A 10953-nucleotide genomic window follows, 5' to 3' on the forward strand; every position below is an offset into this window, starting at 1 on the left:
AACAATTCGAAACAATGAAATTAAAGTCGATATCAATTTTAAATATTTTATCAAAAATTAAAAATCATGAAAAACATTAAACTCTTATTTATCCTATTTATTGGATTAAGCATTATTAGTACTTCTTGTAAAAAAACAGAAGAAGAGACAGCAGAAGAAATCATCGACCAAATTTTAGACATTCATGGCAGTATTAATCTAGATGTAGATGGAACTACTTTTGATAGACTTTTTTCTAGTGTTACCTATTCAGAATCTGACAAAATGGTTGTTTTTTGGGCATATGATAATGATTCGGAAGACAGTTTTATCATAACTTTTGGAGAAGTTCCTGCGGTAGGTGTTACCGGAACAATAGATTATGAAGCTGAAGATGGCCTTGCCTTATTGATTACAGGTAGTTTTATGGATGGAGCAGGTTATTACGCTCAAAGTGGAACTATTAAGAGAAACTCTACAAATGAATATGAAATAGATGTTGTAGTAGCTGAATATACTGGTACTGGTTCTAGTTATACAATTTCAGGAACAGTTGTAGTTGGAAAAACCAATCCTTAAGAAATAATCAATTATTCGTTTTAACGCATATAATCATATAATAATTGAAATCCCCCTTAAATACACATATTGAGTCGAATGTGACTAACACATTGGCTTCAGACCAAGCCCGTATTCTGAAAGGAATACTGGGTTTGGTTATTCTTGTTTTCTTTCTACTCATTGCTTTAGTTGTGGCACTAGACAATAGCAAGCAATTATTAATTGCAGTAGTTCTGCTTTCATTGTCGCTGAGTATCTCTATTAGCCTCCTCGTGTATTTGTCTATTGACTTAAATCAACTTCATCAGAAGAAGTATTACTTTGATTTGATTCTAAAAAATCAACCTCTATTAAAGTATATTGGGAATCAGTATGTTTCAGTTTATGCTTTCTCTGATAGTTTATTATATGATGAGGTAGATTTTTTTTATAAGGGTAGCGATTTACTCAAATCAGAAAACTGGGAAGTTTCTAACTTGAAAGTGAAATGTAGAACAAGAAATACCAATAAAGAAAATAAAGTTTTCAAAGGGTGTTTTTTTAGTTTTAAAAAATCTTTAGCTATCCAAGAACCTATTATCATAAAGCCAAAAATTATTGGCCCTGATGTTACTATTCCAAAGGTTCTGAATCATTTGATGAATCCATATTTCAACCCAAATGCAGATCAAATAGTAACAGGATATTCTGATTTCGATCAATTATTCGATATCTACACTTTAAATGCAAAAGAAACAACTTCGTTCCTATCAGAAGGTAAGATGAAGGATATATTAAGTTTTTACAATAATTTGAAACAAATTGTTGAAAAGCAAAGTTCAAAAAATAAAAACCGTATTTTTAAGCCAAAATTTGATAAACCTCTAAATGCCTTAGAATTATCGTTTCATAAAGATGGAATCTACTTGGCCATTAGAGAGCAAAAGATTTTTTCCTTATTGAAGGAAAGCATGAACACAAAACACCAAAACATTATATTAGATCTAATCAAATATCTTGACAAAATTTAAACAAATAAAAATGAGAAAATTTATTCTACTAAGTATCATTCTATGTTTTGCTTTTCAAGTAAAAGCTCAGAATCAGGCAAAAAGGTTCGCTATTAAATCGGGAAGAATTATTCTTGAGTTATCTGGTAGTACTACTGGTACGAAGACCATATTTTTTGATAATTATGGTGATAAATATCACGAGCATGAGAAATCAGTTACAGAGGTGAAAATGTTTGGAATAACAGACCGAACCAATGTGGATAAAATTACCATTATGAATGGTGAGAGATTTTGGACTATCGATAACATTGAGGGTGATAATATGGAAGGAAACTTACCATATTATAAATCGAGTCATCAAATGGTAGAAAACATGTCGGAAGCTGAGCAAAAGAAAATGGCTGATGATTTATTGAAAGCCATGGGTGGACAAAAATTAGGAACTGAGGAGGTTTTAGGATATGATTGTGAGAAAATGAGTGTAATGGGTTCTGAAATTTGGGTTTATAAGGGAATTACTCTAAAGTCTGAAGCTAATATAATGGGAATTATTTCCAATGAAGTGGCTATCGAATTTGAAAAGAACCCAAGTCTTTCTGATGAGATTTTTGAAGCTCCAGAAGGTAAGGAATTTGAGAACCTAGATGAGTTACAACAAGCTGCATTTGGCGGTATGGATATGTCAATGAGCATGGAAGAGGAAGAGTATGAAGACGATGATATAGTTGCTGTTACTTATCCTTTTGATAAATTTCAGAAAGTGATAAATGGTTTTAATCCAGAGGGTTATGTTAGGGCGATGGTTATGCAACAAGATGGCCAACATGTAGCCATATATATGCAAGGCTTTGGAAATATCATATCTGTGATGGCAACTTCTGATGAAAATTTGGTAGACGAGCAAGAAGATTTTGCCCAATTTGAGAGCTTTAGACATGATGGCAAAACCATGCGCTTTGGTGATTTAACTACAGATGGAACCGTTGGTAAGGCTTTAATTATCCCTTATGAAGAGCACGATATGTATATCCTTCTTTTATCTGCACCAGGTAAAAGTAAAGAAGCTTTATTAGATATGGCCGATGAACTTGATTTTTAATATAATCTTTTAAAATATAGAATTATGAGTACTATGACTATTGTGATTATCGTTGTTGTCGTTTTATTAGGACTGATTGTCATGTCCATGTATAATGGATTAATCAGGAAGAAAAACGAAGTAGAAAATGCTTTTGGTGGTATGGATGTTCAATTGAAAAAGCGATACGATCTTATTCCGAACTTGGTGGCTACTGTCAAGCAGTTTATGAATCATGAAAAGGAACTATTAACCAAAGTGACTGAACTTCGTGCCCAAGCTATGAAGTCTGATGTGAGTACGGAGCAAAAAGTAGATTTTGACAATCAAATTACTGGAGCCATGAAGGGTATTATGGTAGCTGTTGAAAGTTATCCTGATTTGAAATCTAATGAGAATTTCCTCAATCTTCAACGTACTTTTAATGAAGTAGAATCTCAGATTTCTGCAGCACGTAGAGCTTATAATGCATCTGTAACAGATTTCAATAATGGTGTTCAAATGTTCCCAAGTAGTATCATTGCGGGAATGATGAAATTACAAACCAAAAAGGTATTCGAAATACCAGAAGTAGAACGTGAAAACGTAAATGCTAAGGATTTATTTGCTAGCTAAGAAATGAAGGGTAAAGCATGGATTTCAGAAACTGAATTCCATGCTTTGTTTCTAAATGCATATAAATATGAAATCGATAAAGTATCTCAGAGTCTTTTGCTTGAGCTTTGCCATGATAATACTATTTCTTGGTTTTGGATGTCAAAGCTCTCCTTTGGCACCTGATGACGATCTGGTTCAGCATTTGCAAACCTTGTCTGACTCGTCCAGTCTCAAGAAACAAAAATCACCAGATAAAGATCAGCTTACTACTGAAGATCTCGATGCCTTAAGAGGCCATTCTCTTGAAGGAAGCTCCTCCAATAAATCCGTTAATCTTCCTCCAATGGTAGGATATATCCTAGTTGGAGGGATTATTATTGGCTTTGCGCTGCTTTTTTATTTCGTCGTGTTCAAAAGGATAAAGGATGGGATTGGTGATTTATCTTATCAGATAAAAAATGCGAAAGACAGAATAGAGGATACCTTTGACCAAAAAGTACCCGAAGATTATCAAGGAAAAGATAAGGAACAAATCGAAAAATTGTTGGACGAGTTAAAAAAGTTTGACAAGAATAGTTAAAAAATAAGAGCCGTATTTAGACAAAAAAATAACACATTTAAAGAAAATCAATATTATGAAAACTACTGAAGAATTACAAAATCTTTACGAAACTAAGCTGAAACCTGCTTTAGAATCTATTGAAGGACAGCGGAAAAGTATTTTATATAAATATATCATCTGTATTGTTGGAGCGCTTGGTTCATTTGCTGCCGCATTCTTATTAGCCGAAACCTATATTATTGTATTTTATTTAGCTATTGCTGCCATATTGGGCTTGGGATTTTATATGTTCTTTGTTGTTGGAAAACAAAAGAAAGCATATCGTATCATTTATAAACAAGATGTTGTAAAAGCGATCGTAGAACTGATAAATCCAGATTGGCGATACGAATCGGAAGGTAGAATTAGTGAAACTGATTATAGAAAAAGTCAATTATTTAATACAACATGCGATAAATACGAAGGTGATGATTTGGTGACTGGAGTTATTGAGAAAACTGATTTTCAATTTTCAGAATTGCATACCCAATACAAGACCTATACTACCAAAGATGGAAAAACCGAAGAAGAATGGCATACTATATTCAAAGGATTATTTGCCCACGCCGATTTTAATAAAGAAATAAAAGGACGAACTTTTGTATTACCAGAACATGCCAAAAAAGATTTTACTAAATATAACCTTAGTGAAAAAGATGGCGGAGAAACAAAATTGGTGAAACTCGAAAATCCTGTGTTTGAAAAAATATTTAAAGTATTTGGTACTGACCAAATTGAATCCCGATATGTACTTACCCCAACCATGATGGAAGCCATGGTGAATATCTACAATAAGTATAAGAAAAGAGTTCATTTTTCCTTTATTGGTTCCAGAGTTTTTGTGGCCATGAGTTTTAATAAAGACTTGTTTGAGCCTCGTATTATCAAATCGGGTGTACGTTTTGAAGATATGGAACAAATGAACGAACAATTCAACCTCATTCAAACTCTTATTCATGAAATGAATCTGAATACTCGTATTTGGACCAAAGACTAAAATCATGAGTATAGAGGCATTATTGAAAAATGGTTTAAGAGAACAACTTCAGCATCTCGAAACTAATAGGAAGTCGATTTTGATTTTCTATGTCATTGCTATTCTTCTTTTCCTTAGTGCTATTATCATGGTTGTTTATTTCTTCGCAAACTACCAAGGAGCAGAAGCCAAAGAACATGGAGGAAAGCTCATCTTATCTTTTGTAGGACTAGTTTTTTTAGGGATTTATATTATTGGTTTTGGTAATAAGAAGATTCCAACTTACAAAGTAGTGTACAAAAAAGACATCGTCGAGAAAATTGCTCATTCCATTAATTCCAAATGGGTATATGATTCCCAAGCACATGTTGCAGAGGAGGTTTATATTGATAGTGGGTTATTTAATAGAAGCTACGAAGAGTTTTATGGAGATGATAAAGTTAGTGGGAAGGTTGGCAAGGTTGAGTTCGAGAGTTCCGAATTAAAGACCGGAAGCCTTTATAATTATACCGATGGTGATGGAAACTCCAAAAGCGAATGGAATGGGGTTTTTCAAGGCTATTTCTTTCACGCGGATTTCAATAAACAGCTCCAAGGAGAAACCTATGTGATAAAAGGTGATTTAGAAGCTGTGGCTGATACCTTGAGACCAACTTCCTCCAATAAAAAGGCTAGGAGGAAAGGTAGTATGGTAGCATTGGAAAACAAAGAGTTCGCTAAAACTTTTTTGGTGCATTCCACTAGCCAAATTGAAGCCCGCTATATTCTTACTCCCAAATTGATGGAATCCTTGCTCCATGTTAATGAGGTATTCAAATTACCAATGCATTTAAGTTTCATAGGAGAGAAAGTCTATTTAGCCATTATGTTTTCGAAAGAGCTTTTTGAACCTTCCATTTGGAAATCGGGACTGAATATGAAAGAACTCAATAAACTCTATCAACTATTAAATCTCAACAAAACCATTATTGAGGAAATGGATTTAAATACCCGTATTTGGACTAAAGATTAATTAATGATGTAATTTACATGTTTATTCAATAAGAGAACAATGACTATCCAGGATTATGCTGGGATAGTCATTTGTTGTTAATTTGATTCAAATTATAATATCTACTTGAAGATAATAGCCTATGTCATCAAATCAAAAAATAGAAACCCTATATAATGAGCAGCTTAAGCCAAAGCTTGCCAAATTGGAAAAGGACCGACATGCCATTCAAAAGAAGCTAGTCATTGCTACAGTATTAGCCATTCCGTTTTTTATGATACCTTTTTTTGTTAGAAACCAGATTGGTGTTTGGGCATTAATGGTATCTAGTTTTCTGGTGATTATGATTATTTTGGCTTGGGCCTTGACTCTGTATTTTAAATATAGACACCAGTTTAAGGAAATTGTGGTTAAGGAATTGGTGAAATTAATCAATCCTGATTTTAACAACGATCCCTATGATCATATCAATGTGTTAGAGTTTAATAAAGCCAAAATGTTTGCTAAAGGAGAACGAGCAATAGGAGACGATTTAGTAAAAGGGAATATAGATAAAACCAGATTTGAATTTAGCGAAATAAAAGTCGGACAGGGGACTCAGAATGCACAGCAGAGTAAGCAAAGCTATTTCTTTAGAGGATTGTTTTTTTATGCAGATTTCAATAAGAAATTAACTGGGGAGACTTTTGTAGGTCCCGATAAGGCCGAGAAGTTATTTGGTAAGATGGGTCAGAAATTGCAGACGATAAGCTCCAAGGGTGAACTCATAAAGCTCGAAAACTCCGATTTCGAAAAGATGTACGTGGTTCATTCCTCCGACCAAACGGAGGCTCGTTATATTTTAACTCCCAAAATGATGGAAGCCATGGTGAATATTCGTGAAAAACATCCTCTAGATTTTCATTTCAGTTTTGTAGATCAAAGAGTAAACTGTGCTATTAAGTTTAATAAAAATCTATTTGAGCCCGTCATTTGGGGCAAGGGTTTAAAGCTTTCAGATGTGGAATATTTCTATAACCTTCTGGAACTCATACAAACTATTATTACAGAAATGAACTTGAACTTGAGGATTTGGGCTGTGGAGTAAGGGGATAGATTATTACTCTATTGCTTGACTAATTTACCTGAGTATAGAATAATACTATCATTATTAAGTATTCTATAATAATAGATACCAGGGGCTCTGTTTTTTAAATCAAGTTGATACAACTCTGTTTCAATATCATCTTTCAAAATAAGTTGACCATAAGAGTTATATATCGAAATTTTTAAATCCTCTAATTCAAAGTTAAAATCTGTCAGATTAAATATTTGGTCAGATGGATTTGGATAAACCTTCAAAGTCTTTTTTATATTCTGATTTTCGTTATCGTTTGTGCTAAGACATATCATAGCTGTATCCCAAGTGGCTCCATGTATTATCCCATCAAAGTTATTTGGTCCAGAGTCATTTGCAATATATCCATCATTTTTATTGAAATTCCATAATCCTATGGTACTGTTATCAGCCATTAAATCTGGACAAGGAGGAGTGAAGTTCTCTAAATAGATGGCCTCATTAGAGATGCGGAGGTCATCTATCCTTCCATTAAAATAGCGGTTAAATCCAAATTGCCTTCCTATTTCTATATTGGCACCATTAAAATTTATTGGATTATTAAATGCGGCTACTTTCTCATATTGTAGTTCTCCATCTACAAAGAGGCACATGCCAAGATCTTGATCGATCACAATGGCCACGTGATACCACTGGTTGGCATTCCATTCATTTTTATCGCTATATACTTGAGCAACTTGGCCAACCGCCTCTACATATACAAATCTCAGTGTTCCCGGTGGATTAGTGGTTCCGGCTTGTGTTAAAGATAAATGCCATTCCATAACATTTGGATCGGGTATTTCTGTGCCAATTAATATAATTTCATTTTGGAGGTATTCATCCACACTATATTCAAGATTGAACCAAAATTCAATGGTTCTTGCATTAGTAGCAGCTAAGGGACCAATGTCCACATAATTATCATTCCCATCGAAGTACAAAACAGGTGATTGTGAATAGCTGTTTAATGAGAATAGCAAAATGATAAGGAATAATAAATTTTTCATAATTGATTTGTTTAATGCACAGGATTAATTCAAATCCAAATATAGTTAAAAAAGCTATATGATAATAAGGTTTGAAATATGATTTGTTTCAGATAAGTGGACTTAGTGTTAAGGCAATATCAAATCTGTTGTTTTAGAGTTGCTTAGGTGTATCCAATTTGTTTTTTTGAGGAAATAATAGGCTGATTTTTATAATGCCTATTTTGTATTTTGCTTATACTACCTATTTTCTACTTGTGAGTTTTGCTATAAGCTCTTTTGTTCCTGATTAAAAATATATTCAATAAATATGGCTGCACTTAGGCTTTTTGAGACTATGTTTTATGGATTCTTTATAAAGTATTTCGGTGACAATTTAATTTACCTTGCAGTTAATATAGTATATAAATAAGTAAATAGAGTTGTATGTTGTTGAATCAATGATGATTAACTTTGTGATGTAAATTTAAATACTAATATTATGAGTTTAAAAAAGCAATATTTAAAAAGTAAGCCTATATGTAAAGTAACTTTCTCTATGGATAAAGAAGCTGTTGCGGGTGCTAGCCAAGTTGATTTATTAGGAGAGTTTAATAGTTGGAATATGGCTGATGCTATCAGCATGAAAAAATTAAAAAATGGGACCTTTAAAGTGACTGTTGATTTGCCAACTGGTTCTGAATTTCAATACAAATATTTGCTAGATGGTGAAAAATGGATAGCTGATGATAGTGCTGATAAGTATGTCAATAGTGGATTAGGGGCCGAAGAGAATGCTGTAGTAGTCTTATAAATCAGGGCTTACTTTTATTTTGTCCGCGGATTATCGCAAATTAACACGGATTATAAACAAAGATCAGCTTTGCTGAACATTGTTTAAAAATTAAATCTGTGAAAATTAGCGGAATTAGCGGATAGATTTTCTCTTTATTAAAATAGATATCGATTCTTGATCGTAAAGATAAAGTGTGAGTTTGCCCTGTCTTATAAATTGTATTTCTTTTCTTTATTGACATTCTGTATCTATCTTTTCAATTAATAATTAAATGAAAAGTATATTTCAATTTCCTTAATCTGTCTTTTTTGGATTTTCTCAAATACTTTAATACTGACAAATATACTTATCTATTTTCTTATGGATGTGTTGGTTTCTTCTCGTATCTATCATTGGTACAGAAACTCTAGATTAGAAAAGGAAGTTTATTAAACTAAATTCATATTGAAGTTCAATATTTCTAAATACTTATTAAATTTGATGATTGTTTGAGTTCTTCAAATTATTTTGGATATGAAAAGGAATGTTATTCACCTTCAATTTGTTCTTGTTCTTATAGCCATGATTATGGCTATCCCTCCTGTTATTGCCCAAAACTCAAATAGAGTAGATAGTTTAAGTTTATCATTAAACTATAGTAAATCGGAGCCTGAAAAACTCATCCTTCTATTGGAATTAGCTGAAGAACTTATGAATAATAATCCGGAGCAATCTTTAAAGTATGTAGATGATGCGCTGTCTATTTCTCAAAATAGAAATGACAAAAGCGCTGAGGTGCAGGCTTTGATTATTATGTCTGAGATTTATTGGGGTATGACAGATTTTAAATCTGCTTTGGAATTGGCTACTGAGGCAAAGTTATGGGCAGAGAAAAATGGAATGCATGCTGAGTTGGCTATGTCATATCGCTTATTGGGTTTGAATTATGTTGATTTAGGAGATTATAAAAAAGCTTCTGAGCATTTTTTTAATTCACTTAAAACATTCGAAAACATACAAGATAAAGAAGGAATGGCCATGGCTACCAGCAGTATTGGTTATGTGTATTTTGATCAAGAAAACTATGATAAAGCATTGGAGTATTATTTTAATTCATTAAATCTGGCCAAAGAAATAAACGATAAGGTTGGCATTTCCAGAGGGCTAAATAATATTGCAGCTGTTTATGGTAATAAAGGAGAATTTGAAAAAGCTCAATCTTATATTAAACAGGCCATTGAAATAAACCTGGATTTAGGAAATAAACAATGGGTAGGTATTAATTATATGAATTTGGGTTTGACAAGTCAGGAGTTTAATCAATCTGAGGAAGCTTTAATGTATTTCAATAAAGCACTTGTCATCTTTCAAGAACTAGACAATACCATTTGGCAAGCGAAATGCAATTTAAACATTGGAGCCTTTTATATTGAACACAAGAATTATGACCAGGCTTTTAACTATTCCAAACTAGCACTTCAAAAAGCCGAGAACCATAACATGAGGAAGATAGCTCTAGATGCTTATGGATTATATAGAGATGTTTATTTAGCTCAAGGAGATACCAATTCTGCCTATAAATACACCTTGATGATTATTGAGGCCAGTGATAGCCTAAATGTGGAGAAGAATAAGGCTTTACTTTCAAAATTGGAAATGCAGTATCAATTCGAAAAGAAAGAACAAGAGGAGCGTATATCTCAGCAAAAGAGCGATTTTATAAAAATCATTATCATACTTTCATTGGGTTTTGCTTTAATCATCATCATTCTATTATGGGCTCGTCAACGAGTGAAATCTAAGAATGTGGAGTTGGAAAAATCAGTACTAGAAGAGAAACTGGAGCATAAGAATAAGGAGTTTACTTTACATGTAATGTCTTTAATGAAGAAGAATGAAATTCTTACGAATATGACAGATAAATTACTTCATATTGGGGAAGAAGCAGTAAAAGATGAAACCAAAGATGCCATAAAAAGAATAGTGGTAGAACTTCAAAATAGCACGGATGATGAAATTTGGGATGAATTTGAATTGCGCTTCTCCCAGGTGCATAGTGGGTTTTATGCGCGTCTTCTAGAAAAACATCCGACCCTTTCTCCAAGTGAACAAAAACTATGTGCGTTTCTGCGACTTAATATGACCACCAAGGACATTTCTGAACTTACAGGACAAAGTATTAATACTCTTGAAACAGCAAGGTATCGTCTTCGAAAAAAATTAGACTTAGTCAATTCTCAAGTGAATTTAATCACTTTCCTTAGTCAGATTTAAGTAAGTATTCCCTATTAACCTGAGTTCGATTATAAAAACAGAGCTAATTGATCGTCTTTCTCCAA

General features: G+C 33.0%; 11 protein-coding genes. 10 read left to right on the forward strand and 1 reads right to left on the reverse strand.

Annotation, left to right across the window (positions count from 1 at the left end; translation table 11 throughout):
- Positions 1 to 66 precede the first annotated feature (66 nt).
- The 8 genes from HNS38_RS01140 to HNS38_RS01175 all read left to right on the forward strand — a co-directional run bounded on the left by HNS38_RS01140 (position 67) and on the right by HNS38_RS01175 (position 6862).
- Positions 67 to 558, forward strand: coding sequence for a hypothetical protein (locus HNS38_RS01140; RefSeq protein WP_172277740.1), 492 nt, complete (start codon positions 67 to 69; stop codon positions 556 to 558).
- Positions 559 to 602: 44 nt separating this feature from the next.
- Complete coding sequence (locus HNS38_RS01145) at positions 603 to 1550, forward strand: DUF3137 domain-containing protein (protein WP_172277741.1); 948 nt, start codon at positions 603 to 605, stop codon at positions 1548 to 1550.
- 10 nt (positions 1551 to 1560) lie between these two features.
- Positions 1561 to 2631 carry a DUF4412 domain-containing protein gene (locus HNS38_RS01150; protein WP_172277742.1) on the forward strand — a complete coding sequence of 357 codons (1071 nt, stop codon included), beginning with the start codon at positions 1561 to 1563 and terminating at the stop codon, positions 2629 to 2631.
- A gap of 24 nt (positions 2632 to 2655) precedes the next feature.
- The gene (locus tag HNS38_RS01155) at positions 2656 to 3225 is read left to right on the forward strand and encodes a LemA family protein (RefSeq protein ID WP_253916227.1); all 570 of its coding nucleotides are present in this window, start codon (positions 2656 to 2658) and stop codon (positions 3223 to 3225) included.
- A gap of 67 nt (positions 3226 to 3292) precedes the next feature.
- Entirely contained in the window at positions 3293 to 3787 is a 495-nt protein-coding gene (locus HNS38_RS01160; protein WP_172277743.1) for a hypothetical protein, read from the forward strand.
- A 55-nt stretch (positions 3788 to 3842) separates the two neighbouring features.
- Complete coding sequence (locus HNS38_RS01165; protein ID WP_172277744.1) at positions 3843 to 4805, forward strand: DUF3137 domain-containing protein; 963 nt, start codon at positions 3843 to 3845, stop codon at positions 4803 to 4805.
- 4 nt (positions 4806 to 4809) lie between these two features.
- The gene (locus HNS38_RS01170; protein WP_172277745.1) at positions 4810 to 5796 is read left to right on the forward strand and encodes a DUF3137 domain-containing protein; all 987 of its coding nucleotides are present in this window, start codon (positions 4810 to 4812) and stop codon (positions 5794 to 5796) included.
- Positions 5797 to 5917: 121 nt separating this feature from the next.
- Positions 5918 to 6862 (forward strand): DUF3137 domain-containing protein, encoded by a 945-nt coding sequence (locus HNS38_RS01175; RefSeq protein WP_172345847.1) that lies wholly within the window; start codon positions 5918 to 5920, stop codon positions 6860 to 6862.
- Positions 6863 to 6879: 17 nt separating this feature from the next.
- On the opposite strand, the gene HNS38_RS01180 is transcribed toward HNS38_RS01175, so the two are convergent.
- Positions 6880 to 7881, reverse strand: coding sequence for a LamG-like jellyroll fold domain-containing protein (locus HNS38_RS01180; protein ID WP_172277748.1), 1002 nt, complete (start codon positions 7879 to 7881; stop codon positions 6880 to 6882).
- Positions 7882 to 8341: 460 nt separating this feature from the next.
- Between HNS38_RS01180 and HNS38_RS01185 the strand changes: the two genes are divergently transcribed.
- A complete protein-coding gene (locus HNS38_RS01185) occupies positions 8342 to 8653 on the forward strand; it encodes an isoamylase early set domain-containing protein (protein WP_172277750.1) in 312 nt (103 codons plus the stop codon).
- A 495-nt stretch (positions 8654 to 9148) separates the two neighbouring features.
- Positions 9149 to 10888: a tetratricopeptide repeat protein gene (locus tag HNS38_RS01190; RefSeq protein ID WP_172345848.1), complete on the forward strand. Its 1740-nt coding sequence runs from the start codon at positions 9149 to 9151 to the stop codon at positions 10886 to 10888.
- Positions 10889 to 10953: the final 65 nt, after the last annotated feature.

Source organism: Lentimicrobium sp. L6, from assembly GCF_013166655.1.
GTDB lineage: Bacteria > Bacteroidota > Bacteroidia > Bacteroidales > UBA12170 > UBA12170.